The 26,346-nt window shown below is 60.4% G+C and carries 21 protein-coding genes; 17 read left to right on the top strand and 4 right to left on the bottom strand.

The annotated features are described in order from the left end of the window. The first annotated feature begins 19 nt into the window (after nucleotides 1-19). From SIAM614_RS04110 to SIAM614_RS04090, 5 genes are all read left to right on the top strand, one after another. Entirely contained in the window at nucleotides 20-1,747 is a 1,728-nt protein-coding gene (locus SIAM614_RS04110; RefSeq protein WP_040439251.1) for a glycerol-3-phosphate dehydrogenase/oxidase, read from the top strand. Beyond that, nucleotides 1,738-2,580 carry a class I fructose-bisphosphate aldolase gene (locus tag SIAM614_RS04105; RefSeq protein WP_040439101.1) on the top strand — a complete coding sequence of 281 codons (843 nt, stop codon included), beginning with the start codon at nucleotides 1,738-1,740 and terminating at the stop codon, nucleotides 2,578-2,580. Before SIAM614_RS04110 ends, SIAM614_RS04105 begins: the two co-directional genes overlap by 10 nt. Beyond that, nucleotides 2,573-4,084 (top strand): FGGY-family carbohydrate kinase, encoded by a 1,512-nt coding sequence (locus tag SIAM614_RS04100; RefSeq protein WP_006932332.1) that lies wholly within the window; start codon nucleotides 2,573-2,575, stop codon nucleotides 4,082-4,084. Before SIAM614_RS04105 ends, SIAM614_RS04100 begins: the two co-directional genes overlap by 8 nt. A gap of 186 nt (nucleotides 4,085-4,270) precedes the next feature. Continuing rightward, nucleotides 4,271-5,890, top strand: a complete 1,620-nt coding sequence (locus tag SIAM614_RS04095) for a GMC family oxidoreductase (RefSeq protein WP_040439246.1) — start codon at nucleotides 4,271-4,273, stop codon at nucleotides 5,888-5,890. A gap of 289 nt (nucleotides 5,891-6,179) precedes the next feature. After that, the gene (locus SIAM614_RS04090; protein ID WP_006932330.1) at nucleotides 6,180-7,124 is read left to right on the top strand and encodes an IS110 family RNA-guided transposase; all 945 of its coding nucleotides are present in this window, start codon (nucleotides 6,180-6,182) and stop codon (nucleotides 7,122-7,124) included. Between the two features lie 112 nt (nucleotides 7,125-7,236). On the opposite strand, the gene SIAM614_RS04085 is transcribed toward SIAM614_RS04090, so the two are convergent. Continuing rightward, nucleotides 7,237-8,676 (bottom strand): helix-turn-helix domain-containing protein, encoded by a 1,440-nt coding sequence (locus SIAM614_RS04085; protein WP_006932329.1) that lies wholly within the window; start codon nucleotides 8,674-8,676, stop codon nucleotides 7,237-7,239. 131 nt (nucleotides 8,677-8,807) lie between these two features. Between SIAM614_RS04085 and SIAM614_RS04080 the strand changes: the two genes are divergently transcribed. After that, a complete protein-coding gene (locus SIAM614_RS04080) occupies nucleotides 8,808-9,110 on the top strand; it encodes a helix-turn-helix domain-containing protein (protein ID WP_050789312.1) in 303 nt (100 codons plus the stop codon). A 279-nt stretch (nucleotides 9,111-9,389) separates the two neighbouring features. Here the strand turns inward: SIAM614_RS04080 and SIAM614_RS04075 are convergent, their stop codons facing one another. Both SIAM614_RS04075 and SIAM614_RS04070 read right to left on the bottom strand, forming a co-directional pair. Then, nucleotides 9,390-10,328 (bottom strand): LysR substrate-binding domain-containing protein, encoded by a 939-nt coding sequence (locus SIAM614_RS04075; RefSeq protein ID WP_040439098.1) that lies wholly within the window; start codon nucleotides 10,326-10,328, stop codon nucleotides 9,390-9,392. Between the two features lie 228 nt (nucleotides 10,329-10,556). Further along, a complete protein-coding gene (locus SIAM614_RS04070; RefSeq protein ID WP_006932324.1) occupies nucleotides 10,557-11,360 on the bottom strand; it encodes a creatininase family protein in 804 nt (267 codons plus the stop codon). A gap of 172 nt (nucleotides 11,361-11,532) precedes the next feature. Between SIAM614_RS04070 and SIAM614_RS30425 the strand changes: the two genes are divergently transcribed. The 8 genes from SIAM614_RS30425 to SIAM614_RS04030 all read left to right on the top strand — a co-directional run bounded on the left by SIAM614_RS30425 (nucleotide 11,533) and on the right by SIAM614_RS04030 (nucleotide 23,170). Beyond that, nucleotides 11,533-12,537 (top strand): putative metalloprotease CJM1_0395 family protein, encoded by a 1,005-nt coding sequence (locus tag SIAM614_RS30425; protein WP_006932323.1) that lies wholly within the window; start codon nucleotides 11,533-11,535, stop codon nucleotides 12,535-12,537. Between the two features lie 178 nt (nucleotides 12,538-12,715). After that, nucleotides 12,716-13,876: an MFS transporter gene (locus SIAM614_RS04060; RefSeq protein WP_006932322.1), complete on the top strand. Its 1,161-nt coding sequence runs from the start codon at nucleotides 12,716-12,718 to the stop codon at nucleotides 13,874-13,876. A gap of 49 nt (nucleotides 13,877-13,925) precedes the next feature. After that, entirely contained in the window at nucleotides 13,926-14,714 is a 789-nt protein-coding gene (locus SIAM614_RS04055; protein WP_006932320.1) for an ABC transporter ATP-binding protein, read from the top strand. A gap of 170 nt (nucleotides 14,715-14,884) precedes the next feature. Beyond that, complete coding sequence (locus tag SIAM614_RS04050; protein WP_006932318.1) at nucleotides 14,885-15,427, top strand: MarR family winged helix-turn-helix transcriptional regulator; 543 nt, start codon at nucleotides 14,885-14,887, stop codon at nucleotides 15,425-15,427. A 148-nt stretch (nucleotides 15,428-15,575) separates the two neighbouring features. Beyond that, nucleotides 15,576-15,815, top strand: a complete 240-nt coding sequence (locus SIAM614_RS04045) for a hypothetical protein (protein WP_006932316.1) — start codon at nucleotides 15,576-15,578, stop codon at nucleotides 15,813-15,815. 384 nt (nucleotides 15,816-16,199) lie between these two features. Further along, the gene (locus tag SIAM614_RS04040; protein ID WP_006932314.1) at nucleotides 16,200-17,933 is read left to right on the top strand and encodes a S1 family peptidase; all 1,734 of its coding nucleotides are present in this window, start codon (nucleotides 16,200-16,202) and stop codon (nucleotides 17,931-17,933) included. Further along, a complete protein-coding gene (locus tag SIAM614_RS04035; protein ID WP_006932312.1) occupies nucleotides 17,930-21,040 on the top strand; it encodes an ATP-binding protein in 3,111 nt (1,036 codons plus the stop codon). Before SIAM614_RS04040 ends, SIAM614_RS04035 begins: the two co-directional genes overlap by 4 nt. 156 nt (nucleotides 21,041-21,196) lie before the next feature. Beyond that, nucleotides 21,197-23,170: a DNA/RNA non-specific endonuclease gene (locus SIAM614_RS04030; protein ID WP_050789311.1), complete on the top strand. Its 1,974-nt coding sequence runs from the start codon at nucleotides 21,197-21,199 to the stop codon at nucleotides 23,168-23,170. Between the two features lie 48 nt (nucleotides 23,171-23,218). Here the strand turns inward: SIAM614_RS04030 and SIAM614_RS04025 are convergent, their stop codons facing one another. Beyond that, nucleotides 23,219-23,674 (bottom strand): methylated-DNA--[protein]-cysteine S-methyltransferase, encoded by a 456-nt coding sequence (locus SIAM614_RS04025; protein ID WP_006932310.1) that lies wholly within the window; start codon nucleotides 23,672-23,674, stop codon nucleotides 23,219-23,221. A 133-nt stretch (nucleotides 23,675-23,807) separates the two neighbouring features. Between SIAM614_RS04025 and SIAM614_RS04020 the strand changes: the two genes are divergently transcribed. The 3 genes from SIAM614_RS04020 (at nucleotide 23,808) to SIAM614_RS04010 (ending at nucleotide 26,119) form a co-directional block, all read left to right on the top strand. Continuing rightward, a complete protein-coding gene (locus SIAM614_RS04020) occupies nucleotides 23,808-24,713 on the top strand; it encodes a DMT family transporter (protein ID WP_006932308.1) in 906 nt (301 codons plus the stop codon). Nucleotides 24,714-24,832: 119 nt separating this feature from the next. Then, entirely contained in the window at nucleotides 24,833-25,477 is a 645-nt protein-coding gene (locus SIAM614_RS04015; protein WP_006932306.1) for a L,D-transpeptidase family protein, read from the top strand. Nucleotides 25,478-25,630: 153 nt separating this feature from the next. Next, nucleotides 25,631-26,119: an OmpA family protein gene (locus SIAM614_RS04010; protein WP_006932301.1), complete on the top strand. Its 489-nt coding sequence runs from the start codon at nucleotides 25,631-25,633 to the stop codon at nucleotides 26,117-26,119. Nucleotides 26,120-26,346: the final 227 nt, after the last annotated feature.

Genomic DNA, 26,346 nt, shown 5'->3' with positions numbered 1-26,346 from the left:
TCCGGTGAACGGGGAAGGCATGTCCGAACAACGGCAGGAAAAATGGGACCGCGTCGCGCGTGACGGCGCCTTCGATGCCGTTGTCGTGGGCGGCGGTATCAACGGGATCGGGGTCTACCGGGATCTGGCACTGCAGGGTGTCAGGGTGCTGCTGGTGGAACGCAACGACTTTTGTTCAGGATGCAGCTCTGCCCTGTCGCGCATGATCCACGGGGGACTGCGCTATCTGGAAAACGGCGAGTTTGACCTCGTGCGCGAATCCTTGCGCGAACGGGACGCGCTGCTGGTCAATGCACCTCATCTGGTCCATCCGCTACCGACGGTCATTCCCATCGGTTCGCTCTTCTCCGGGCTCTTGAACAGCGCGGCAAGCTTCTTCGGTTTTTCCGGCCAGCCCGCCAGCCGGGGGGCGGTCCCGATCAAGCTCGGCTTGACGCTCTACGATTGGGTGACCCGCAAACGCCGGCTGTTGCCGAAGCATGAGTTTCGGGGCGCACAGGCAACCCGCGAGACCTGGCCGGGCCTCACCGGTGCCATTCGCTGCTCGGCGACCTACCACGATGCCTGGATCAGCCACCCGGAGCGGCTGGGGCTGGAACTGGTCAGAGAAGTGGAAGAAACGGCGCCGGAGTGTGTTGCCCTCAATTATGCCTGTCTTGAGCCCGACGGGGATGGCTTCCTCCTGCGCGACGAAGCAAGCGGGCGCAGCGAGAAAATCTCGGCGAAGATCATCGTCAACGCGACAGGTGCCTGGCTGGACGATGCCATCGATGAGCTTGCCGGCAATGCCAGCCACGAACGGCTGGTGTCGGGCACCAAGGGGTCTCATCTCATTCTCGACAATCCGGCGCTGGAAAAGGCGCTTGGCGGACATATGGTCTATTTCGAGAATTCGGATGGCCGGGTCTGCATCGTCTTTCCGTTCTTCGGCAAGGTGCTGGCCGGATCGACCGATATTCGCGTCAAGACGGCTGAACGCGTGCGCTGCGAGCCGGAAGAGCAAGCCTATATCCTGGGCTCGCTTCGCCTCGTCTTTCCGGAGATCGACTTCAGCGCGGATGATGTCGTTTTCAGTTACAGCGGCATTCGGCCGTTGCCGAAGAGCGACCATGATTTCACCGGCCGGATTTCCAGAGGCCATTTTACCACGCGCATCGATGGTCCCGTACCGCAGATCTGCATGATTGGCGGCAAGTGGACGACATTCCGTGCCTTTGCCGAACAGGCGGCGGACGAGGTGCTCGGCGAACTCGGCCGGACGCGGAAAGTCGACACGCTGAAGCTTCCCATTGGTGGTGGCAGGAACTTTCCGCAAAAGGCCGCGATCCTGGAGCGTGACCTTGCTGCGAAATTCGGGATCGGCCCGAAACGGGCAGCTCACCTTGCCGAGACTTACGGTACAGCGGCGCTGGAGCTCCTGGCTTTCTGTCAGGAACGAGCGGACGACGAGGCGCTCGGCTCCGACACAGAGATAACGGCAGCGGAAGTCGCCTTTCTCGCGCAGCATGAAAATGTGGTGACCCTCGCCGACATCGTCCTGCGGCGGACCACACTCGCCATCAGAGGGCTTTTGAGCGAGGCCCTGCTCGACAAGCTGGCTGCTGTCGCCGGTGAAGAACTCGGCTGGTCCGAGGAGGAGCGCGAGCAACAGCGCGACCGGCTGATTGAAGACCTTTCCACCTATCACGGCGTCACCCTTGACGGCCGCCGAAACGAAAACATGAGCAGGAGCAGAATATGCGTTTGAGCCCGAAAGCCCGGATGAACCGGATGTTCACCCACGGCGGCTGTCTGGATGTTGCCGTCGATCACGGCGTGTGCAACGAACCGAGCTTCCTGGTTGGTCTGGAAGATATGGCCGGTGTCGTCGACACCCTGGTGAAGGCCGGCCCGGATGCGATCCAGATGGCCTATGGCCAGGCGGACCTGTTGCAGTCGCGTCCGGAGAAAGACAAGCCCGCGCTGGTGATGCGCATCGACATGGGCAACCCGTATAACGACCAGCGCCACCGGGTGATGTGGTCGATGTTGCAAAATGCCGACGAGCCGATTATCGGCGCGCTGGAGATGGATGCGGCTTGCGTGGTGGTGAACCTGTTCATGCTGCCGGACGAGCCCGAGCTGTTCCGCCAATGCGTGGAGAATATCTCCAGGGTGCGCGCTGCCTGCCACAAATACGGCATGCCGCTGATGATCGAGCCGCTGGTGATGTTGCCGAATGATATTCGCGGTGGCTATCAGGTCGATGGCGACGCAGACAAGATCGTGACCCTTGTCCGGCTGGCAAGCGAGATGGGAGCCGACATCATCAAGGCGGACCCGACCGAGCACGCGGAGGACTTCCACCGGGTGGTGGAAGCGGCGCGGGTCCCGGTTCTGGTGCGTGGCGGCGGCAAGGAAGATCTGAAGGCCGTTCTCGACAAATCCGCTGCGCTTATGCGTCAGGGTGCCAAGGGCATGGTCTATGGCCGCAACATCTATCAGCACGACAATCCGAAGGCGGTGGTTGCAGCGCTGATGGCGATGATCCACAACGGTGCTGGCGGCGACGAAGCGTGGGACATCTATAACCGTGGCTGACGACAGGATCTATCTGCTGGGGCTCGATGCCGGCAACACCGTGATCAAGGCTGTCCTGTTCGATCTGGCGGGCCGTCAGGTGGCGATGAGCGCGCTGGACGGGCAATCGTTTTCGCCCGCTCCCGGCCATGTGGAACGCGATCTCGGCGAGTTGTGGCGCAATGCGCAAACGGTGATCCGCGATTGCCTCGACAGTGCAGGCGTTGCGCCGTCGCAGATCGCGGCGGTGGGGTGCGCCGGGCACGGCAACGGTCTTTATCTGCTGGACAAGAACCATGAACCGCTGCTCGGCATCCAGTCGCTGGACACACGCGCGGCGGATCATGCAGGCAAGCTGCGCGAGGCGAATGGCGACAGGCTGCATGCCCTGTGCCTGCAGGAGCCCTGGCCATCGCAGACACCGACGCTGCTTGCCTGGATCAAGGACAACCGGCCGGATCTTTATGTCCGGGCCGGAACCGTGCTCCTGTGCAAGGACTTCATCACCTTCAAGCTGACCGGAGACCGCGTCAGCGATATTTCCGACATGTCGGGCTGCGGTTTGTTGCGCCTGCCGGACAATTGTTACGACACTGAGCTGTTGGCTCTCTACGGCCTTGGCGAGGCCGAAACGCTGTTGCCGCGTCTGGTCGAGCCGGTGGAAACCGCCGGTCACATTACGGCAGAAGCCGCGAACGCGACCGGACTGAAGGAAGGAACGCCTGTTGTCGGTGGTTATTTCGATGTAATTGCCAGCGCGCTTGGGTCCGGCGTCATCCATCCCGGCGAAGCCTCGATCATTGCCGGCACCTGGAGCATCAACCAGGTGTTTTCGGAAGCACCGATTGTCGACAAGGCCATGTTCATGGCTTCCGGCTTTGCACCCGGCCGTTTCGTCAATATCGAATCCAGCGCAACATCAGCCGCCAATCTGGAATGGTATGTCCGGGAGCTGGTGGAGCGGGGCAAGCATCACGACGATCCATTCGGCTATTGCAATGCCCGGATTGCGGAGATTGCACCTGCTGCAGACGACCCGTTCTTTCACCCGTTCCTTTATGGCTCCAGGCTCGGGGCGGATTTTCGTGCCGGCGTCTATGGTCTGGCGGGCTGGCATACCGAAGGGCATCTGCTCAGGGCCTTGTTCGAAGGGGTTGTCTTCGAGCATCGCCGCCATATCGAGGTGCTCGGGCGAACCGGGGTCAGCTTCGACCGGGCGGTGCTTTCGGGGGGCGGGGCGCGCAGTCCGGTCTGGCCGCAGATGTTCGCCGATTGCATGGGTGTGCCGATCACCGTTGCCGAGGCCCGCGAGACGGGGGCGCTGGGCGCGGCGATCGGGGCCGGTGTCGGTGCCGGTCTGTTTGCCGACTATGAGGCGGCGGTTGCCGCCATGACCAGAGCGCACAGGGAATACCTGCCGGATGAGGCAATGAAGCCGCATTACGACCGGCGCTACCGGACCTATTGCAAGCTGACGGATGCCCTGCGGCCCATCTGGGCGGAAATGCAGGCGGTGGACCAATAGTCCTCTTGGGGGAATTGCCGAGACGCCAGGATGTTCTACTGTGAGAAAAACAGTCGGGCGAAACCGCACCGGCATGCGTCCGGACATTTCATGAGATTGACCTGTCCGGCATGACGCAGATCATCGATGTTTGGACCGCAGCGCGAAAGACTGTGGGCGGGAAATGGGCAGGAAACGGGAAACGACATGAGCGGTCCGACTTCACTTGAGGGAACGTACGATTATGTGATCGTCGGGGCCGGAACGGCCGGCTGCGTTCTGGCCAACCGGCTCAGCGAGGATCCTTCGGTCAAGGTTCTGCTTCTGGAAGCGGGCGGCTCGGACAATTACCACTGGGTGCATATCCCGGTCGGATATCTCTTTTGCATTGGCAATCCACGCACCGACTGGATGATGAAGACAGCCAACGAGCCGGGCCTCAACGGGCGTAGCCTGGTCTATCCGCGCGGCAAGGTTCTGGGTGGCTGCACCTCGGTCAACGGCATGATCTACATGCGCGGTCAGGCGGCGGATTACGATCACTGGCGTCAGCTCGGCAATGCCGGGTGGTCGTGGGACGATGTGCTACCCTACTTCCTGAAATCGGAAGACCATCATGCCGGCAAGTCCGGTTTGCATGGCAGTGGTGGCGAATGGAAGGTCTCCAGGCAGCGCCTGAAATGGGAAATCCTGGAAGCCGTGCAGAAAGGGGCGCAGGAGTTCGGCGTCGAGCCACGTGCGGATTTCAACGACGGCAGCAACGAAGGCAGTGGCTTCTTCGAGGTCAACCAGAATGGCGGCGTGCGCTGGAATACGGCCAAGGGCTTCCTTCGGCCTGCTCTGAAGCGACCGAACCTGCGTCTCATCACCCACGCGGAAACGAAATCGATCCTGCTGGAGGGCAAGCGGGCAGTGGGGGTGACCTTCACCGTAAAGGGGCAGGAGATGAGCGCGCGGGCGGAGCGAGAGGTTCTGCTGGCGGCCGGTGCGATCAATTCCCCCAAGCTCCTGGAGCTTTCGGGCATCGGCAGCGGCGACGTGCTGTCCCGGTACGGTATCGAGCTGAAACATGAACGGGCCGGTGTGGGCGAGAACCTGCAGGATCACCTGCAGATCCGAACAGTCTACAAGGTCAAGAACGCCAAGACCTTGAACACCATGGCCAACAGCCTGTTCGGAAAAGCCTCGATTGCGCTTCAATACGGGTTGATGCGATCCGGGCCCATGTCGATGGCGCCCAGCCAGTTCGGCATGTTCACCAAGTCAGACCCCTCGCTGGAAACGCCGGACCTCGAATATCACGTCCAGCCGCTCTCGACCGACAAGCTGGGCGATCCGCTGCATCCGTTCCCGGCTATCACGGTGTCGGTGTGTAACCTTCGTCCGGAAAGCGTCGGCTCGAGCCATATCCAGAGCCGGAATACCGCACAGCAGCCCGATATCAGGCTGAACTATCTGTCGTCGGAAAAGGACAAGATCGTTGCCGTCAAATCCGTGAAGCAGGCGCGGCAGATCATGACGGCAAAGGCCTTGCAGAGGTATCAGCCAGAGGAGATCCTGCCGGGGCCGAAGGTCGATAGCGATGAGGACCTTCTTAAAAAGGTCGGCGATATCGCCACCACGATCTTTCACCCGGTCGGCACCTGCCGCATGGGGGTGGACGAGCAGTCCGTGGTCGATCCCCAGCTCAAGGTTCGCGGGCTCGACGGGCTTCGGGTAATCGATGCCTCGATCATGCCGAAGATCGTCTCGGGCAATACGGCGTCGCCCGTGGTGATGATCGCGGAAAAGGCAGCGGACATGATCCGCGCCGAACGACGGGCTTGAGGGTGGCTGATTTAAGGGAGCTGCCTCCTCTCTCTCCCTCATCCTGAGGAGGACCGCGAGGTCCGTCTCGAAGGATGGGCGTCCGGATGCCGAGCATGCCGCCCATCCTTATCTGTTGAGATTTGATTAGATTGGTCTTGGGAGGGCCGGTTGCTGCCCTCCCAAGTGGGCCGGAGACCGTACCATCCTGGGTACTCGGCAAGTCCGTTCGAAGCCAGGTTCCCGGTCCACTTTCCAACTTATCCCGAATGGTTGCTCGCGCAAGAGTGCGTAGATAAGGCAGGGACAGATGGACGAGACCAAGCACTTTGTCGGAATTGATGTGTCGAAGGCAGCGCTGGATGTGCATGTTCTGCCAGTCGGCAAAAGCCAGCGGTTTCCCAATGATGGTGACGGCCATGCGGCTCTTGAGGGATGGTTGTCATCCCATCCAGTCGAGCGCGTGGTCCTTGAGGCGACGGGTGTCTATGAACGCAAGGCGGTGCAGGCGCTGCAGCAGCAGGGGTACCATGTTTGTGTGGTCAATCCGGCCCGCCCCCGGGACTTTGCCAAGGCCGGTAGTCGGTTGGCCAAGACCGACCGGCTGGATGCAGCCGTTCTGGCCCACTATGCGCAGGTGTTTGATCCGCCGTCGGCTCCTCGTCCGGGCGACGTCGAGGCGAAGCTTGCGCGCTATGCCTCTGCTCGGGACAGCTTTGTTGCCGAGAAGACCCGGCTGCGCAATCAGCTCGGCCTCAATGACGATGCTGATCTGGAGCGCATGCACCGGGATATACTGGAGACGATAGAGGCCAAGCTTGCGGAATTGGACCGCATGATCCAGAGCTGCATTCGCGAAAAGGCCGAGGTGAGCCAGCGCTATGACCAGCTCAGGGCCGTTCCGGGCATCGGGCCGGTCGCCGCCGTCAGCCTCCTGGCGTTCCTGCCCGAACTGGGGCAGGTCTCGCGGCGGGCCATTGCTGCCCTGGTTGGCGTCGCGCCCTTCGCCAGAGACAGTGGCATGATGCGGGGGCAACGCAGGATCGCCGGCGGCAGGGCCAAGGTGCGCAAGATGCTGTTCATGGCAAGCCTGTCAGCGGCACGCCACAACCCCATCATCAAAACCTTCTACGAACGCCTCATCAAAGGTGGAACAGGCAAGAAACAGGCAATCATCGCCTGCTCCAGGAAACTCCTGACCATCCTCAACGCAATGGTCAGGGACAATAGGGAATGGCAGCCGATGAGCACCTAAAAACATGGTTGCTTCGAGACAGCGCTAGCGCGCTTCCTCAGGATGAGGGAGAGGGGGGTCTGGCGGCGGTCCGTGTCGGTCTGTCAGTGCCCCAAACTCCTGAAAACCAACCTTAATCGGCGGCCTTCACACGATAGGGAACAATGCCGCGCTGGCCGGAGTCGATGAAGGGTTCCTTGTCGACGGCGGGGAAAGCGCGCTGGTCGCAATTGTCGCGTGGGCAGATGCGGCAGTTGACGCCGATGGGTTCGGGCGAGGCAATTTCGTCGACGGCGAGACCGTCGGCATAGACCACGGCATCGGCATATTGCACCTCGCAGCCGATGCCGAGCGCGTAGCGGCGCTCGCCGCTGCGATAGTCCGGCTGGTGCTTCGTGATGCTGGTTGCAACGCAAAGGTACCGCACCCCGTCCGGCATCTGGGCGACCTGCGAGGTAAACTTGTTGGAGTTCTGCTCGAAGGCCTGATGCACGTTCCAGCGCGGGCAGGAGCCGCCGAAGCGGGCGAACTGGAACCGGGTTGCGCTGTGGCGTTTGACGACATTGCCGGCCCGGTCGATCTTGACGAAGTAAAACGGCAGGCCCTTGGCGCCCGGGCGCTGCAGCGTCGACAGGCGGTGGCAGACGGTTTCGATGCTGGCATCCAGCCGGTTGGACAGGAGCTGGATATCGTGCCGGGTTTCCGCGGCCGCTTTCAGGAAATCGTCATAGGCCAGGATCAAGGCGCCGGCGAAATAGTTCCTGAGCGCGAGCCGCGCGATGCTTTCGGCCGACTTGGTCTTGAACCGTGCCTTGGCGACCTCTTCGGAAATGAGGTCGCGCACGCAGAGTTCCGCGATGACAGAGCCGAGCAGGAAGCTTTTGGTCGACTGCGGCGTGGCGCTGTAAAGGGTGATGGTGCGGGCGAAATCGTCCTGACGGATCAGGGTGCCGCGATACTCGGGAAATTCCTTCACCGTTATGCCGAAGCGCTCCTTCAGCCAGGCGGTGAGGGCGGCGAACTTGGAGGGGGCTTTGGAAAGGCCGATTTCCAGAGACAGTTTCTCAGCCGCCCGGTCGATAGAATCGACGTAGTTGTCCATGTAGTGGAAGTAGTCGCGGACTTCTTCGTAGGCCGATTTTCGGGGGCCGGGACCGCTTTCGGGGCTGCCGCCGAGCTGGACCAGATCGTCCTCGTTCGCTTCCCGGTCATGATAGGTTCGCAGAGCCCCATAGAGATCCATGATCGCCTTGGTGACGCCAGGAGCCCGTGACACAAGTTCATGCACTTCCTGCCGGCCGACGGAGGCCGTCAGAAACTGGGTGTCGGCGAAGATTTCCTGAAGATCCTGCACCACACGGTCGAGATCGTTCTGTTCGAAGGCGGACAGGTCGACGCCGAAAATCCTGTTAATCGTTAGCAACACCGATGCGGTGACCGGGCGGTTGTTGTTTTCGATCTGGTTCACATAGGCGGTGGACAGGCCGATCTTCTTGGCAAACTCTACCTGAGACAGGCCGAAATCGGAGCGGATTTGCCTCAAGGTGTGGCCGGAATAGAGTTTTTTGCTCACGCTCGACTGTCTCCACGATCAAATTGCAAAACTTTAACAATATGCAGTATGCTATTTAACATTTTACAATAGCCGGGTAATCATGAAAAGTCCTGCCACCACGGAGGAAAACAAACCCAAGGAACATAGTGATGACCGCTCATTTCGCATTGCCGACAAGTTCCACAGTCAATGGTAGCACCGGCCCGTTTGCCGCAGGCATCCGCTGGCCGATCAATCTCACCGACCTGGTGACGCCGCGCCAGCTCGAAATCATGGTGAAGCTGTGCGAAGGCAAGGTGAACAAGCAGATTGCTTATGAGCTGGATGTGTCGATTGCGACCGTCAAGGCGCACATCCGCAATGCCATCACCCGTCTCGGGGCGAAAAACCGCACCAACGCGGTTGCTATCGTTGCTGCCAACAGCGCGATTTTTCACAACGCAACCGCCTGACACGGTGCAAGACTGACCGTCCGGACGCCCGTTTGCAAACGAACGGGTGTCCGGATGCCGGTCTATCCTGATCTGTCGCTGCACCTGCAGTGCGTTGTTCGCTCACGGGTGTACCTTCCAGAATTGTGCCAGCCCCATCGGCCGCGTGATAACGCCAGAAAAACGCGAAACGCAGCCTGTCTGACGGCGCCATCGCCGTCAGCCGTTTGCAGCGGGTAGATCGATAAAACGCCCCAGTGATTACGTTCATCCGGCCAGTTTTGCCTTTCCGGCAGACTGTCAGACCGCCCGTTTGATCATGGACGTGCGGATGCTTTCCACCTCGGTGCCAAGAAACTCGCAAAAATCCTTCGCGACGATGGAAATTGGCCGGTGTGTCGGTGTCAGGATCGACAGGCTGTTTTGAATGCGCGGCCGGAACGGGCGAAAGACGATCATGGGCGGCCCCATGCCAAGGCGGCCTTTTTCCTGGGCCTTGTAGGCCGTGATCATGTCGCAGATGAGCGCGCAAAGGCCTGCTTCAACGAAGCGGAGGCCGGGCCAGGCTGTCTGAAGCTCGAAGCGCTGGTTGAACCGGACGCCGGCATCGCGAAAGCGGGCGAGTGTCTGGCGGTGGCTGCGATGCTCGGAATGAAGCAGCGCCAGCGGGTATCCATCCAGTTCGTTCGGTGTGATGACTTCCATGGAAGCCAAGGGGTCGGTCGCGGGCACTGCGCACATGCATTCCAGCTCGAAATCGATCTGGTCGAAAGAGTTGCGGGCCCGCGGAGTTTCGGCAAAACCGATGTCGAATTGCTGTGCGGCTATCAGTTCTTCGATTTCGGCTGAGGTTCTGCTTGCCAGGGCAACCTTGACGCTTGGCTTGTCGGCGATGAAATGCGCCAGGCTGTTGGGCAGGAAGTCGGCGGTCGCTTCCGGAATGCCGGCAATCCGCAACTGTCCGTGTTCCCGGTTGGCGAGGCCGCGCAGGGTGCGTTTGGAGATTTCAAGCCGCTTCAGGATGGCTTCGGCTTCTTCCAGAAAGAATTCTGCTTCCGGTGTCGGCACCAGCCGACCCTGTTCGCGCACGAACAGCTTCAGTTCAAGCTCTGTTTCAAGGCCGGCAATGGTGGAGCTTACGGCAGGTTGCGTTCGGCCAAGCGTGCGCGCAGCTTCGGAAATGGAGCCACTCCGCATGACCTCTCGAAAGGTCGCTAGCTGCCGAATAGAAAGATTCATGGTTCCGCGGGAACCGCCCTCCCAAATCTCTACATGGATTAGTGTGTCGCCTAAATAGGTTCAGGTCAATACATGCGGAAATTTGTTGTGTATTATTGTGGGTTTAGCTCATTTAATGCGAATATTACTGATATTAAATCCGTAATATTGGGATATTACCGTTTTAGGTTGTTACCTTTACGTAAGATAGAGCTGCCGCCGCACCTTCAAGGCCGTTTCCGGTCCGCCTTAACGTGGCGGTGACCAGAGCCTTTCCAGATCGAAGCTTCTGACGTCCTCAAGCAGTTCGATGAAGCCACGTGCCGCATGGTCAAGCGACTGGCGTCCTTTTTCAGCGCTTGCGAGCGCGGCGTTGCCGAGCGCGCCCGTCTCGTTGAGGTCTTGCGCCTTCCAGCCGTATTGGGCCTTGCCGTGTCCGCGCAGATGCTTGAATTCCTTGAGGTAGCTTTGCTGTTGCGAGGGAAAGTCGGCCGCAAGCTCCATTCGGACAAGATCCGGGCGCAGATGCAGCATCAGCGAGGTTTCGATGTCGCCGCCATGAATGCCGTAGGTGAATTCCTCGTCTGCGTAGAGCCCGTCGGGCTGACCGAAACGTAGCCAGTTGGTGGCGGTCACGAACATGCCGTGCTTCACACGAAGTTCCCGGGCCACAATGTCCAGAACAGGCACGTTGCCACCGTGGGAATTGATCAGCACAAGCTTGCGGATTCCGGCACGGGCGACGCTTTCGCCCAGTTCCAGCCAGCAGCGCGTGACCGTGTCCCAGGCAAGCGTCAACGTGCCGGGGGAGGAGATGTGTTCGTCCGATTTGCCGACAGCCTGAACCGGCAGGAAGGTAACCGGCAGACCGTCCGGCAGAAGCTCCAGAACGCGCTGAATTTGCCCCTCGGCAATCGTCGTGTCCGTCGACAACGGCAAATGCGGGCCGTGCTGTTCAATGGCTGCCACGGGCAACACCGCGATCCAGTCTTCAACGCCGGGAGACTGGAAGTCGAGCGTCGTCATATCTTGCCAGTACGGCTTGGGCAGCATCGGTCTCTTCCGCTTTGAAACTACGTTGGTTTCTCCTTCGCATAGCGCCTTCAGACAGGCAAGGGGCGGTGGAGGAGAGACCTTGATGCTGGCCGATCTTCACGAAGTTATGATCCCGGTTTCTTAACCGGTGTTTAGAAATTGCTGACGTCTTTGCGGGAGAGTAGGCGCCATGATCGGCGCAATTCTGTCAAATACGCCGGCGACGATCCTGAGAGGAAACGGTGTCGCGGCCGAGCGCGATCCTGGTTCGGGGGAAAACACCCCTGGCCGGGACCAGGCTTCTGCACGCTCAAGCCAGGCAAATGCCCAGGCAATTGCGACCCGCTCCGGCAACACACCGATCCTGACTGCGCAAGCCGTGATCGCATTGCAGGAAGCAGACGGTTCCGCCGATGCGCCGGGCCGATCCCGCCTGGCGCCCGCATCCAATACTTCCGCAAGCGGAGATGCCGAGACCAGCAGTCCCGCAAATGCGGCACCGACTGGTGAAGGCGCAGACGCGGAGGCTGAAGCTGCCGGCAACGGTGCCGGTCAGGCACAGGACGAAGGCGCCAAGGACGAAGACCCCGATGGTGACGGTCTCGACCAGGCCGAGGAAAAACAGGTCGATAAGCTGAAGCAGCGCGACCAGGAAGTTCGTGCCCATGAGCAGGCTCATGCCCGTGTCGGTGGCGCTCACGCCGGGGCGCCCAGCTATACCTTTCAGCAGGGTCCGGACGGCAAGCGGTATGCCATAGGCGGCGAGGTTCAGATCGATACCTCCAAGGAGCGCACACCTGAAGCGACGATCCGCAAGATGCAGATCGTCATTCGGGCAGCCACCGCGCCGGCCGATCCGTCCTCTCAGGACCTGAAAGTGGCGCAGCAGGCAAGAGCGCAGATTTCCGAAGCGCAGGCCGAGGTGCGGCAGAAGAAGACGGAAGAATTGTCCGGCGATGATGGCGATGGGGACGTCGATGCCGCAACGGGTCCCGACAGGGACCTTGCCGGCCCGGATGACGCCAAAGGTGGGGAGAGCGCTGACGGAGCTGCGAGTGAAAAGGGGGACGAAGGCTCGGGTGGAGCGGGGGGCGACAGGGCCAATGCTGAAACCGCTGCTGCCATTTCCGCTTATCAGTCCGCCGTCCAGCGAACCAGTGAAATCCAGTCCCGGCTCTTCGGTCTGAATACGTAAGCGAATATCCTGGGCTGCTAACGGGCAGCGTGGCGTACCGCAAACTTTTCCTGCCATCACGCGAACAGGTATAACTGGCGGTTGCTTTCGCCCGGATTGGTGCTTGTCAGGCTGGCGTGTGCGTGACAGAAAGGCGGTTCCCTTTCGGGCGGTTGCCCTCCCAGAAAATGTTAGCTTCATGTCAGTTTCAATCCAGCGCCAAGCCATTGCTGCGCGCCGCGTCGTTTCGGCAATCTTCTTCATGTGCGGTAGCAGTATCGGGACGTGGGCCTCGCGCATTCCCGATATCAAATCCGCAACCGGAATGGACGAAAGCGGCTTTGGCATTCTCCTGCTTGTGATGGCTTGTGGTGCCTTTGTCGCCTTTCCGGTCACGGGAATGCTGATCGACCGTCTGGGGGCTGCCCCCATGACCAAGCTGCTGGCGGTTGCCAACATCGTCAGTTTCGTTCTGATCGGGCTTGCGCCCAACGTGACCTTGTTGACCGCAGCCCTGTTTCTGGCTGGTCTCTGCATCGGCGCGCTGGACATTTCCATGAACGGCTGGGGGGCTGAAGTGGAAAAGGCGCTGGAGCGCCCGATCATGTCCTCCTATCACGGGCTTTACAGCCTGGGTGCAGGCGTCGCCGCGCTGGCCGGCGGGCTTGCGATCATGGCAGGGCTGAGCGTCCTGTCGCATTTTGTGCTCTGGGGCGTTGTCGCGGCACCGTTCCTCGTCTGGTACTGGCGTCAGGCCTGGCCGCAAGTCCAGGCGCACAGCGAAGATGGCGGCAAGGCGCCGTTGTTTGCCTTGCCCAAGGGCGCTCTTGTGCTGGTCGGGCTGATGGCTCTGGTGGCCGCGCTTGGCGAAGGTGCGGTGACGGACTGGGCGGCGCTCTATCAGATCGAGGATCTTGGCATTTCCCAATCGGTTGCGCCGGCCGCCTTCACGATCTTCTCAGTTGCCATGGTGATCATGCGCTTGTCTGGTGACAAGGTGATTGCCCGTTTCGGACCGGTGCGGACAGCACGCGCGAGCGGTATCGTAGCCTTGCTTGGATGCATTCTGCTGGTCTCCGGAGCCGGTCTGTGGTCGGTCTGGGCAGGATGTTTCGTGATGGGCCTTGGTTATGCCGTGCTGTTTCCGCTCGCCATGTCCCGGGCGGCCAGCGATCCGCACATGTCGAAAGGGGCAGCTCTTGCAGCTGTTGCCACGCTTGGTTACGGGGCCTTTCTGTTCGGGCCGCCGCTGCTTGGTTTCGTTGGCGACTATCTGTCGCTCAGGGCGTCTTTCGTCACCGTCGCGGTACTGACGGTTGCCATTCCGATGCTTGCAGGGGCGCTCAAGGTCAAGTCTTGACGGACGCTGCGGAGGCGGTTCACACAACAGGAAAGCCGGGAGCGATCATATGACGTCACTGAACAAGGCCCCTGTTGTCGTATCCCTGAACGGGATCGGCAAGGTTTTCGAAAACGGTACGACCGCGCTCGAGAATTTCTCGCTGGATGTGCGCGAGGGTGAGTTCGTGTCCCTGCTCGGGCCTTCGGGCTGCGGCAAGTCGAGTGCGCTCCGGATTATCGCCGGACTGTCCGGCCCTTCTTTCGGCACGGTTTCCTGGCCGGCGGAGCGCAGCGGGCATGGCGAGCACGAGCTCGGGTTCGTTTTTCAGGAGCCGACCCTGATGCCGTGGGCCACGGTCTTTTCCAACGTCTGGCTGCCGCTCCGGCTGAAGGGCGTTTCCCGGCAGGCGGCAAAAGACCGTGTCATGGAAGCGCTCGCGACCGTCGGTCTTGCCGATTTCGCCGAAGATTTTCCCCGCCAGCTTTCCGGCGGTATGAAGATGCGGGTCTCGATTGCCCGGGCGCTTGTCACCCGGCCAAAGGTTCTCCTGATGGACGAACCCTTCGCCGCGCTCGACGAGATCACACGGTTCAAGCTCAACAATGATCTGCTTCAACTGCAGAAGACCTTCGGCTGGACCGTGCTTTTCGTGACGCATTCGGTGTTCGAGTCCGTCTATCTCTCCAGCCGCATCGTTGTGATGGCGTCCCGTCCGGGACGGGTCATCCGCGAATTGGATATCGATGCGCCTTATCCGCGGGAAGACAGTTTCCGGACGTCTCCGGAATACAGTCAATATTGCCGCGAGGTGTCCGGCGCGCTGCACGGAGCACTGGAACCCGCCGACGCGCTTTGAAGGGCCGATGTGTCAAAAGTTAGCTGGATAACAGGCGGCAAGTCTGCGCAGTGTCGTTAAAATCGACTTTTGCCGGTCGATTGTCATTTGACGGTTAAATACTCCCGCTAGGGTTCCGCCGCATCATTGATGAACGTGATTCGAGTTGACTGGAAGACGGGGTTGCAGCGATGGCTTTCAATTACAAGAAAAGCATAACGTTCCGCCTGGTTCAGGCCGCGAAGGCGCAGCGGGCCCGGTCCGGGTCGCATCTTATGCGGATCGGACTGCACCCTGGCCAGGAACTGGTGCTGAAGGTGCTGGCGGATACGGATGGACGCACGATGAGCCAGTTGGCTCTCGCGCTCGGTGTGCAGCCGCCCACCGTCACCAAGATGGTGACCCGGCTCTCCAGCCAGGGGTATGTCCGCCGTCAGGTCTCCGATACGGACGGCCGTCTTGCCCGTGTCTATCTGACCGATATCGGCCGCGAGCTTGTGCTATCGGTTGACAAGGCCTGGAAGCGCCTTGAGCGGGAAGCCATGTCCGGACTGGAGGACAAGGACCGCAAGAAACTGCGCAAGCTGCTTCGGCAGGTGGAAAAGAACCTGTCGATCTCCGTCGACAACGATCCGGAACATGAAGCCGATTTCGACACCGACGGGGATGAAGCCGCCGAGGCCGAAGGCAAGGAAAAAGACAAGGCCAAGGAAAAGGAACTGTCTGCCGCCTGAGGTGGCTTCGGTTCCGCTTTTCCGCACCAGCCGGTGCGCTTGCGTCGTGGGGCACCGGTTGGCGAAAGATTAAAAATCCGTCATTTGCAAAGGCCCTTTTTGCTTCTTACCTCCGTTTCAGCCACACAGGCATATACGGAGGATACACATGCAATTGAGGTATCGGACGATAAACGAAGACCGTGGTGCCCGCCGGGCGGCGGAGCTGCGCGACCGGTTCAGTCACGTGTCGGAGGCTTCCACCAACCGGTCGCAGTTCGGATTGAGACACGCTCTGCAGACCCGCACCTGGAATGAAGTCAGATCCCGCCAATCACAAGTCCAGGAACTGATGGCCTGGAGCGTGCTGGCCATTGTGATGGTCTTCATCGGAATGATGGTGCTCTAGGTGTGAGCTTTCCTCAAGGCAGGTAACCGCCGTCTAACGGTGCTGTTCAATCAAAGACCGGCGAAACTTGATCCTGCGGCGAACGGCACGACCGTCCGCCGCTTTTTGTCTCTCAGCTTTGAAACATCGCAAGGCTGCCGCTTTTGAACTCTGGCGTCTTAGGGTATTGCGGCTTGTGGGGTGGTGTATACTTATGCGTTTATCTTCTCTGGAAAATCGCTATAATTGTGTTTGAATGTATTTTGCAGCCTGTGAGAGTGTGTGGTCGGCCTTATTTTGACCGGCAAAACGCATATTCTCTGTCGATTGCCGATTGCTGAAAGGCCTACCGGCCCAAAGAAACAGGCTCCATTGTTTTAACATTTCTCGACACGGTGTTTGATCATGCCGGTAACCGGAGCAGAGCTGAAGCCGTTTTTGGAGGACGACGAGGCCGTCGTCGACAGGGTGTTGCGCCGGGTTCAGGGTTTCACGGATTCCCTGATGACGCTGGACGCCTTGCGCAGCACGGTGGACATCACCGGGCAGCCCCTGGAAGATCTTCTGGCTGATTTTCTGAATGACGAAAATCTCGGCTGGGATTTCATGTATCACCTCTCCCGGCCCACTGAGCCGATCAACGATGCCAATTTCGACCTCAAAGACCTTGGCGCTTTCGCGCACAAGATGCTGGGCTTCAAGCTCTTTGTTTACGACAAAGGCGGACTTTGCGGTGTCGCGACGCTTATTTCCCACCGGCTGGCGCTGACTGCCTGGCATGTGACGGTCAAGGATCAACAGAAGGAGCGCCGAACCGGTCTCACGGTGCGCACGGTGGACGAAAACAAGCTGATCCGCGTGCTTGGTGTGCGTTTCGAAAAGCCTTGTCATGATTGTGAATGGGATCGTGGTGTTCAGGATGCCAACATCCTGCGCGACCATCCTGATGTTGCCTTGCTCGCTATCGAACAGCCAATGATGAGCTATTGCGAATTGCCGGCCAATCCTCTGCCATGGCGCACCGGGCGGCAGAAGCTCTGTCTGAGCCATAAACAGGATGATAGAGGCAAAGGAGTGACTTTCGTCACCGGACGGGCAACAGTCGATGATCCGCCGCGCATTGAACTGGAATGGGAAGACGGCGTCACCAGGCCCGGCTCATCGGGGGGATCGGTCTTTAACACTGATCTAGAGTTTGTTGGCTTTCACCAGGCCAAACTGAATGGTGTGTCCAGGATCGTTCCTTATACGATCTTCGCGGGCATCGATGCTTTTTTGAAGGCAATTGCCGAGGATCTGGCACCGCCTTTCATCTTTTCCCTGACGGGACGTGTCGATGGTCATCTCATTATCGGGCGTCAACGTTATTGTCATGCCATCCACGATGTCGTGAGCGGTGCTGCGCCGCACTTGCGCGGGATCTGGATCAAGCGGATGGAGATCGACCAGACGACAGGACTGGAATTCTCCTACGATCTCTTGTGTCAGGTTCTCGCGCAGAACGGTCAATCGGCACAGGTTTTCCGGGTCGAACTGTCTCTGGGGATGGAAGACCTTCTCGAAACGTTGAATGAACGATTGCAGGGCGGAATGCCGCTGACGGCACGGCCGGGAGCGGCAGATGATGAAACCAGCGAAGGCGCAAGCGACAAGGATCGCGCCAGGCAACTCGTGGATCGTCTGGCCAAGGCGGTCGGGGCAACCGAAGACAAACCGGGCTGGATCTATTTCGACAACCCGCGCGGCGGCTTGCGCAAGGCGGCTCAGCAGCAACTGGAACTCCTGCTGGCAATGATCCTGAGCGATACGCGTCTGCGATTTGTGATGGCTGGCGGGGAGACCTACAGCGTGCCCGGCCCGAAGGCGGAAAATGCCAGCGCGCTGACAGCGCCGGGGGTGATGGTGGATTATATCGGCCAGTTCGACCGCGAGGATGTCCGTTACACGCTGGAGGCGATCAACCGGTCCCTTGGACTTGGCCTGGATGTTGATGTCGTCAACAATGTTCTGGACAAGGCACTTGCTGGCGTTGAAAGCCAGGGAACGGTCTACCGCAGCTCGGAGGTGAAGACCGTGTCGGAAAACTTGCGCAGGTTCCTTGCGGACAAACTTCCGCCGGAAGGAGCGAGCGCGCCATGAGCAAGGACACCGACCAACTGACGGAAGGCCTGAAGGCGGCAATGCGGTTTGCCGCCACGCGCAAGACCTTCACGCCGCGCGATGCGGTGGAAGCGGCCTCCAAGGTTCTGCAGGACAAGTTGACGCCTCTGACCATTGCCCGGCTGTTGGCGGAACTGAACAAGGTCGTTCAGGAAGTGTCCTCCGGACCGGTCTGGTCGCTGCGCAACGGGGCGCGCCACGGCGTGCTCAAAACCATCGAAACGCCTGAGGAAGATACGTCTGTCGCCAGAGCGCTGCGCGGCGACGAACCCTTCTCGCAGGAAAGCATCGAACGGCTGATTGCCGAGACTCCGGATCTGCCTAACCAGGACCAGCTCAAGCGGATCGAGGACATATCGGATGAGCTGGACCGGGCCGGGCCGAGTGCGCCGGCCTATCCGCTGCTGGTGCGCCTGCGCGGTGTCATGAACCGCGTGGATGCCGCGCGGCGGGCACAGACCATGCTGAGCCGGGAGTTTTTCGGCCGCGAGAAGGAACTGGCGCGCCTGCTTGACTGGTGCAACCGGCCTCAGGAGAAAACGCCTGTCAGCGCCCTGTTCATCACCGGCCTGCCGGGCATCGGCAAATCCTTTCTGATCGACCGGGCAATAGCGGAATACAGGACCCAGCAGAAGGCCCCGATCGTTCTGCGACTGGATTTCGACCGGCGCGGGCTGAACCTGGAAGACCCCGACAAGCTGGTGCATGAACTCTCCCGCCAGTTGGGCGACATCCTGACCGAGGAAGCGCCAAGGCTGCGCGATCTCCGGCTCAAGTATTCCGGCAGTGCCGATACCTCCGGCACGACGGTCAGCAGTACCCTTCTGCCGACTGAACTGGTGGATGCCATGGGTGCTGCCGTGCGGTCGCAGGGCGGACAGGTCGTCTTGGTGCTGGATACGCTCGAAGTGTTGCGCGGCCATGGCGAAACCCGGCCCATTCTGTTGTTCGAGGTTCTGGACAACCTGGTGCGGGCAGGGCTGTCTCCGATCTCGATCATCGCGGCCGGACGGGGTGATGCGCTCGATTCCGTCCGAAAACGCATCGAGGGCTTGCCGCTGGAGCTGAACGGCTTGAGCGAGACAGACTCCCGCAACCTGCTGGACAAACTGGGTGCGCCGCCAGACCTGCACGACAGGATCTTTGAACTCTCGCGCGGCAATCCGCTTATGTTGCGACTGTCGGCGAAAGTAACCCAGGCGGAGGACTTCGATCCGGGCGAGCTGGAATACGGCGAAGCTGGCAGCATCACGGAAGCCTATCTCTACCGGGCGATCCTCTCGCGCATTGACGACCCGTTGCTGGCAAGGCTGGCGCACCCCGGTCTTGTTCTTCGCCGGATCAGCGCCGAGGCGATCCAGTTCGTTCTGGCTCCGGCTCTCGAACTTGGCGATGACATCGATGAAGCGACCTCAAAGCGTCTCTGGCAGGAACTCAGCAGCCATCACTGGCTGGTGGCCGTCGACGGTCAGGACTGGCTGAAACATCGCAGCGACCTGAGGCGGGAAATCCTGCCCATGCTTTATGTCGAAAAGCCGGAACTGGCCGCAGGGATAGACCGGGCGGCGGCAAACTGGTTTGCCGGGATCGACCGCGAGACCGCTCTTTATCACGCCTTTCAGGCAACGCGGGCGGGGGATGCGATGCCTCCGTTCACCGCTGCCGATGTTGCGGGCCTCAGCGATGACGAACTGGACGAGCTTCCTCTTCCGGCAGCCAATGCCATCTTGCAGGAGCGCGGGCAGCGGTCGCGCCGGGCGCGCTACGGCAGCGCCGAGCAAGGGGCAGCAGAACCGGTTGCGGCCCGAAAGTCAGCTGAAAAACCAGCTGAAATCGAGCCGGAACTGATCCGTGAGCTCGAGCAGACCCTTCGCCGCGGCGATGTGTTCGAGGCCGATCACATCTTCACGCTCAACAATGCCTTTCCCCGAAATCCGGCGCCGACCAGTCCGGAGGCTGCCGCCACGCTTGCCTATTTCTGGCTGTCCGGCCAGTGGGCACGGGCAATGTCCCTTTGGCGGAAATTGCCGAAATCCCTGCTGGAGCGGTTGGCCCAAGAAGATCCCGGGCTTTACAGGCTGGTTCTGCTGGAAATCGAGGCGGAAGCGGATTTCGACGGGCTTGTCACCCGCTTGCGCCACGACGAGAAACAGGCAGCTTCTGCATGGCAGGCACGCGCCGAAGGCTCCCGGATCGCCTTGAAGGGGGCACTGGAATTCGCTCTCATGGCCAGCCAGGAAGGGCGGTCGGAATACGTCGAGATCCTGGATCCGGTTGCCATGTCCGTCTTCAGGTTCGGTGAGAAGATCTCTGACTATCCGGCAGATGCCATCCGGCAGGGCTCAAACCGCGCCGAGCGGTTCGCGATCATGACCGGGGAACAAAACCCCGTCACCGACCAGCACACCATCGCCCGCATGAACCCTGCAATTGCCCCCTTGAGCGTTCTGGCACGCATTCAGCACAGCCCGCGCATGGTGCAATTCCTGCGCGGCTTCTATGACGGGCTGCACGAAACGTTGGCGATGCTGGGCACCCCCGACCTTTTCGACAGTTTCGAGCGCTACGCCAGCGATATCGAAATCGAGGGGCCGGAAATCCTGGGGGCGCTTGGCCTGACCAGTGACTGGGCGGGGGCGTTTGCGATTTTCAATGCGGTTCCGGATGCGCCGACGGTCGCGCGCGCAGCCGAACGCTGGCGGCGTTTCAGCGGTGGTATCTGGTCCTATCCCGGGTCGCCGCCACCTTACTGGGGCAACGGCGAGCGCGATATCTTGCTCGAAGCCCGGGTGGACAGCCTGCTTTCCGAAAAGGACCCGCCTGCGACCGCAAGGGCGCTGTTGCGGCGATTGGCCTATGCCGCCGACTATCCCGACACGGAAGAAGGCGCACGGCGTGCCCGCAGCGTGTTCGAGCGGCGGTTGAGGCGGCCGCTGGCAAAGGCAATGACGGCGGGCGATGCACAGGATATTGCGGCGGTACTCGCGCCTCGGCTCATGGGCCCGGCCCTGACGGCCGCGCTGGCCGTCATCGGGGCCGATGCCGCAAGCAGAAATTCAACCGTCGACGCGTCGGTGCTGTTTTAACCGGCCGCGCCAGCAACGGTCGTCAAAGACGAAGAAAGGAGAGAGCCAGGCACTGTTCAGGTGGCTTGCACTGCAAAGGGCTTTCAGCCCTGCCGCCGCGCGCACCTATGGGGAATACCGGACAATAAGACAGACATTGATATTGGAGGAATTTCCATGAACGAACGAGCATTGTTGGAAAGCTGTGGGCGCCTTGAGGCATTGAAATCGGGCGGACGGATTGCGGCTGCGAAACGCGCCATCGAGACGGGACATCCTTTCGTTGAGCAATTTGGATTGGACATACAGGCGACCCTGGACGCACTGGATATGTCGCCCAGCCAGCTTGAGGCAGCCGGCACGCCGGCGACGCAACTGGAAGCCATCGTGCGGTTGGTCACACGGCCACCGATGGTCGTGGAAAATGGCTCGGTCACGCTGATCCCGCTGCCGGATGATTTCGGTGCCGACATAGACATCAAGATCAAGCGGAATGAACACTGGATCGGCTCGATCGGGCGCGTGGAGTTCGTCAACCATTCAATGACCTGGGGCGGAACCGCCTGGGTGGTCGGCGAGGAAGCCGACGGGCGCCATTTCCTGGTCGTCACCAACCGGCATGTGGCCAAGATCGTCGCGCGTCGCAACGCCAAGGGAGAGGGCGTTTTCATGCGCTCTCCCTACACGATGGTGCGATATGGGGCGCGCGTGGACTTCAACGAGGAAGCGGGCGCGCTGCCGTCCGACGAGCGCCCGGCAGAGATCCTGCGCTTTACCTATCTGGCGGATGATGCCAGTGCCGATGTCGCGATCGGGCGTATCGAGAAGCTGGACGGCTTCAATCTGGCGCCCCTGCCACTGGTGGATACGGACGCAGAAACGGACGAAATCGTCGCCGTGATCGGCTATCCGGCCTTCGACAGCCGGAACGACCGCACCGAGATGGAGAAGTATTTCAAGGGGCTTTACGATGTAAAACGGTTTGCCCCGGGCAAGATGATGCCGGTTGCACCGGGAACCGTGCTCAGCCACGACTGCACCACGCTCGGCGGCAACTCCGGCTCACCCGTCCTGAGCCTGGATCGCAACAAGGTGGTGGGACTCCACTTCGCGGGCGCTTATGGAATTGCCAACAGCGCGGTGAGGGCAAGCACGCTGCGGGATCTGCTGTCCGGCACGCGACCGACGCAGATTCTGGTCGAGGAAAGCCTGGCCCAGGAAGTGGCGGACGGTTTTCACGACCCTGGCCATTTTACCGGCCGGGACGGCTACGACCCGGATTTCCTGTCGAAACGGGTAGACTTTCCGAAGCTGCCGGACGGCATGTTCAACCTGGCCAGCCCGGCAGATGCGACACAGGACCGTCCGCATGAGCTGCGTTACACCCATTTTGGCCTGTTCCACGATCTGGACCGCCGGAGCCCTGTGGTAACCGCGGTCAATATCGACGGCGAAAAGGCCATCAAGATCAAACGCAAAAAGCCGGACAAGTGGTTCTTCGACAAGCGCATTCCGGTGGAGGCGCAGCTTGGCAAGGGCGATTTCCCGGGTGATCTGGACCGGGGACATATGGTCCGGCGTGAGGATCCGAACTGGGGCGATGACCGCGCGGTGGCGCAACTGGCGAACGACGATACGTTCCACTATACAAACGCCTCGCCGCAACACTCTTCGCTGAACCAGAACCGGTCGACATGGCAAGGCCTGGAGAACCACATCCTCGACAGCACCAAGACCCACGCCTTCCGCGCAACGGTCTTTACCGGACCGCTGTTCGATGACGAGGAAGATCCGTTCCTCGATAGTGTGGGGATCAACCTGCCCCTGCAATATTGGAAGGTTGTTGTCATGGACGCCTTGCAGGACGACGACAGTCTCAAGCTTCACGCGACCGCCTATCTGTTAAGCCAGGGGCAGGCCATTCAGAAGTACCTGCAGGATCACCACGAGACGGAAGCCGTCGAGGGGTTTGCCTTCGGCGAATACAAGACCTTCCAGGTGTCGGTCGCCTTTCTGGAAGAACTGTCCGGCTTCGATTTCGGTCAATTGAGTGAGGTAGACCCGCTGGCGGCTCTTGCCGACGATCTCGAATTGCCCGACAGCCGTCCGCGGTTTGTCGAGATCACGGGTGCGGACTCTCTGATCCTGTAAGGTCTGTGTGTTTCCTGAAAACGTGGAGCTGACCATGCGGTCCACTCCCTAGATCAGGAAGGGATACCCGCCTTCCAGTTTCAAAAGGGCGATTTTTGTTTCCGTGCCACCCGCACCGGAATATCCGCCAAGGCCGTTGGCCGAGAGAATGCGGTGGCAGGGGATGATGATCGGTATCGGGTTGGCTCCACAGGCCTGCCCGATCGGCTGGCCATAGGTGTCCAGTTCCCTGGCAAGGTCGCCATAGGTGCGGGTGCCGCCATAGGGGATTGCCAGCATTGCCTTGAAAACGGCCTGGTGCAGGTCACCGCCTTTCGGGGCAAGCGGCAGGTCGAAGGTCTTCAGGTCACCGGCGAGATAGGCCTGCACCTGACGCGCGGCTTCCTGCAGCAGCGGTGTTTCTTCTTTGCCAGAGGCCCCGTTCCAGTGTAATTGGGTGATTGCGCCGTTTTCTTCCGTAATGGAAAGGCGTCCCAGCCACGTTTCAATTTCTGCAACCGGCATAATCGTCCCCGCTTGTCTTTTGAGCTTAGGTAGTGGGTTGGCGCATATATCTCAATCGGACCGGTCCTGCCGGGGCATGTCCGCTACCAGCTTTTTCATCCTCGGATGATCGTTTGAAAAGGGACCGCCCGCGATGGCGCATGACAGACAGGACCGTTCGGCCGGCAATGGCGTCGCTGTAACGGCGCCACTCGCAGGGATCGGTCTCATCGTGCTGGCTTGCCTCAGCTTCTCCTGGCTGGACGCAACGGCGAAATACATGTCCGCCAGCCTGCCGACACTGCAGATTGTCTGGATGCGGTTCGTCAGCCATGTGGTCCTGTCGCTGGTTCTGTTTCAGGTCTGGAAAAAGCCGACGCTGCTGAAAACCGGGCGGCCGGTCCTTCAGATCGTACGCGCGTTGTGCCTGCTCGGCACGACTATTTTCAATTTTCTGGCCGTTCGCTATCTGCAGCTCGCCGAAACCATGTCGATCCTGTTCGCCGCGCCTTTCGTGATCACCGCGCTTGCCGGGCCGCTTCTGGGCGAGTGGGCCGGGCTGCGCCGATGGATGGCCATCATCGTGGGGTTCCTCGGCGTTCTTGTGGTCACCCGGCCGGGTCTGGGCGGCATGCACTGGGCTGCCCTCTATTCCGTGGCCGCCATGTGCTTCTACGCGCTCTACGCCTTGCTGACGCGCCAGTTGACCGCAACGGACAGCTCCGCCGGAATGCTGATCATTTCAGGGATCGTCGCCGCAATCGCCATGGCGCCTGCCGGTCTTTCGGTGTGGGTCGCGCCGCCCGATGCCCTGACCTGGCTGCTTCTGTTCGCGACCGGTGCTTTTGGCGCGGGTGGGCATTTCCTGTTCATCATGGCGCACCGGATCGCGCCCGCACCGGTGCTTGCGCCTTTCATCTACACGCAGATCATCTGGATGATCGCGCTGGGATACCTGATATTTGACGACGTGCCCACTTTCACCACCATCCTCGGGGCGGCCATCGTGGTCGCGTCCGGCCTTTACATCCTTTACCGGGAGCGCGTGAAGGGGATCTGAAGCGAAACCACATTCACGCCAGGTGGTTGACGGACTTGGATAGTTCCAGTCTTAATACCCGCCGGGGTTAATCAAACCGCCGGTCAGGAAGGATCGCCAGCCTTTAAGGGAGGTGTGGGATGGAGCTGAACCGCCGCAGGTTCTTGACAGGGGCAGCAGCCACGGCAGGCGTTTTGGCCTTGCCGCAGGTGGCACATGCCAATGCAGCAGCAAACGCTTATTTCAGTGGCTATCAGGAAGATAGCGGGTTCCAGTACCGGAGAACCAACTTCAACAAGATCGATCCCGTCTGGCATCGGCAGATGGTGAAGTATTTCAGTGACGAGCCGCCGGGAACAGTGGTGGTCGATACCAACAACCACTTCCTCTACTGGGTCTGGGAAAACAATACCGCGCTTCGCTACGGCGTCGGCGTCGGCCGTGAGGGCTTCCAGTGGTTTGGTCGCGCCCGTATCGACCGCAAGGCCCTGTGGCCGCGCTGGGTGCCGCCGCCCGAGATGTTGAAGCGGCAACCGGACCTGCCAAGACTGGTCGAAGGCGGAGCCACCAACAACCCGCTCGGACCACGGGCCATGTATCTCTACCGGGATGGAACCGACCTCGGCTACCGGCTGCATGGCACGCTGGAGCCCTGGAGCATCGGCCGTGATGTATCGAGCGGCTGTATCCGCATGTTCCCGGAAGACATTGTCGACCTTTACCAGCGCTGCCCGAAAGGGACCGGTGTGCTGGTGCTGGAGCATCTGGGCCAGAATGCGGGCTGAGGTCTGCTCATCCGGAACGCGTTGCAATCGGCCGGCGGCGCTTTAGTCCTGAGGACTGAGTGCTGTCGATCGAGGGGGAAACATTAAAAGGATTTGGGGGCTTCCTTGGAAAAGCATTTGGGCCGGATAGGCCGGGGCGCGGTATTTGCGCTCATGATTGGATTTGGCCTGGCGGGCTGTAACAGTGCCGGCGGATTGTCGTCACCGGATGTGACCAATGCTCCGGCCGCAGGCTTTGGCAATATTTCGCCGGGTTCGGAAGAGGAATTCATCATCAACGTGGGCCGCCGGATCTATTTCGATCAGGGATCGGCCGTTGTCACGGATGAAGCCCGCATTACAATCGAAAATCAGGCCAAGTGGCTGAACAAGAACAAGAAGTGGCTGGTCAAGATCCAGGGGCATGCCGATGATCCGGGCAGCGAGGCCGCGCAAAAGACCTTGTCGACCCAGCGGGCCAACGCAGTCATGGCCGAACTGGTCAAGCTGGGGGTCAGTCCCAAACGCATGTGGGTGAAGGGATACGGCGTGGAGCGGCCGGTGACCGATTGCGATCAGGTGACCTGTCAGTCGCAAAACCGCAGGGTTGTCGTCAATCTGCGTGAGGAATATGACGAAAGCGCCCCTGCGGGTCGGAGCTGATTTCTCTAGGGTGTGGGCTCATAAATGAAGACGAAATGGCATGAGAAATGGCAAAACCGCGTTAGGAAGTGTGCGCTGAGCGGGCTTTCTGCCAGGTCAAGCACGCTGACGACACGCTGTGAAGCCATTTTCATGTCCTTCGGATTTGACCGGATTGGTCCTCCTCAGCGTTGCGTAAGCTTGAAAATGAGCCACATTTCCTGCGCTTCCGCGCCTTGAGGCAGACC

The organism is Roseibium aggregatum IAM 12614, assembly GCF_000168975.1.
GTDB lineage: Bacteria > Pseudomonadota > Alphaproteobacteria > Rhizobiales > Stappiaceae > Roseibium > Roseibium aggregatum.
The sequence above is the reverse complement of the archived record's forward strand: the minus strand, read 5'-3'. Positions and strand labels throughout refer to the sequence as shown.

Bases quoted from the DNA above. Each gene is read 5' to 3' on its own strand.
- SIAM614_RS04110 (WP_040439251.1), top strand. From the start codon at position 20: ATGTCCGAACAACGGCAGGAAAAATGGGACCGCGTCGCGCGTGACGGC.
- SIAM614_RS04105 (WP_040439101.1), top strand. From the start codon at position 1,738: ATGCGTTTGAGCCCGAAAGCCCGGATGAACCGGATGTTCACCCACGGC.
- SIAM614_RS04095 (WP_040439246.1), top strand. From the start codon at position 4,271: ATGAGCGGTCCGACTTCACTTGAGGGAACGTACGATTATGTGATCGTC.
- SIAM614_RS04090 (WP_006932330.1), top strand. From the start codon at position 6,180: ATGGACGAGACCAAGCACTTTGTCGGAATTGATGTGTCGAAGGCAGCG.
- SIAM614_RS04080 (WP_050789312.1), top strand. From the start codon at position 8,808: ATGACCGCTCATTTCGCATTGCCGACAAGTTCCACAGTCAATGGTAGC.
- SIAM614_RS04075 (WP_040439098.1), bottom strand. From the start codon at position 10,328: ATGAATCTTTCTATTCGGCAGCTAGCGACCTTTCGAGAGGTCATGCGG.
- SIAM614_RS04070 (WP_006932324.1), bottom strand. From the start codon at position 11,360: ATGCTGCCCAAGCCGTACTGGCAAGATATGACGACGCTCGACTTCCAG.
- SIAM614_RS30425 (WP_006932323.1), top strand. From the start codon at position 11,533: ATGATCGGCGCAATTCTGTCAAATACGCCGGCGACGATCCTGAGAGGA.
- SIAM614_RS04060 (WP_006932322.1), top strand. From the start codon at position 12,716: ATGTCAGTTTCAATCCAGCGCCAAGCCATTGCTGCGCGCCGCGTCGTT.
- SIAM614_RS04055 (WP_006932320.1), top strand. From the start codon at position 13,926: ATGACGTCACTGAACAAGGCCCCTGTTGTCGTATCCCTGAACGGGATC.
- SIAM614_RS04050 (WP_006932318.1), top strand. From the start codon at position 14,885: ATGGCTTTCAATTACAAGAAAAGCATAACGTTCCGCCTGGTTCAGGCC.
- SIAM614_RS04045 (WP_006932316.1), top strand. From the start codon at position 15,576: ATGCAATTGAGGTATCGGACGATAAACGAAGACCGTGGTGCCCGCCGG.
- SIAM614_RS04040 (WP_006932314.1), top strand. From the start codon at position 16,200: ATGCCGGTAACCGGAGCAGAGCTGAAGCCGTTTTTGGAGGACGACGAG.
- SIAM614_RS04035 (WP_006932312.1), top strand. From the start codon at position 17,930: ATGAGCAAGGACACCGACCAACTGACGGAAGGCCTGAAGGCGGCAATG.
- SIAM614_RS04030 (WP_050789311.1), top strand. From the start codon at position 21,197: ATGAACGAACGAGCATTGTTGGAAAGCTGTGGGCGCCTTGAGGCATTG.
- SIAM614_RS04025 (WP_006932310.1), bottom strand. From the start codon at position 23,674: ATGCCGGTTGCAGAAATTGAAACGTGGCTGGGACGCCTTTCCATTACG.
- SIAM614_RS04020 (WP_006932308.1), top strand. From the start codon at position 23,808: ATGGCGCATGACAGACAGGACCGTTCGGCCGGCAATGGCGTCGCTGTA.
- SIAM614_RS04015 (WP_006932306.1), top strand. From the start codon at position 24,833: ATGGAGCTGAACCGCCGCAGGTTCTTGACAGGGGCAGCAGCCACGGCA.
- SIAM614_RS04010 (WP_006932301.1), top strand. From the start codon at position 25,631: ATGATTGGATTTGGCCTGGCGGGCTGTAACAGTGCCGGCGGATTGTCG.